At 59.3% G+C, this 246-nt stretch carries 1 pseudogene; it reads left to right on the top strand.

The features are described 5' to 3' along the window. Positions 1-108 (top strand): annotated as a pseudogene (locus CR165_RS24345) (IS630 family transposase); the annotation flags it as partial. Positions 109-246: the final 138 nt, after the last annotated feature.

Below are 246 nucleotides of genomic sequence, written 5' to 3'. Positions count from 1 at the left end.
GAGCGCAGCGTAGAAGGCCTCTGGAGCACCATCGGCCAGATCATCGACACCTTCACGCCCACCGAATGCGCCAACTACTTCGCCGCCGCCGGATACGATGCAGCCTGATCGAAAACCGCTCTAGAGGTTGTTATGGACCTCTGGCCTGGTAACGATCAGGTTGCGGGGCATGACTGCCCGCAAGCCGTACCCATCTGATGTGTCTGATGAAGAATGGGTGCTGGTCGCGCCCTATCTGACGCTCCT

It is taken from the genome of Teichococcus aestuarii (assembly GCF_003116135.1).
GTDB classification, from domain to species: domain Bacteria; phylum Pseudomonadota; class Alphaproteobacteria; order Acetobacterales; family Acetobacteraceae; genus Pseudoroseomonas; species Pseudoroseomonas aestuarii.
This window is presented reverse-complemented; position numbering and strand designations above follow the sequence as displayed.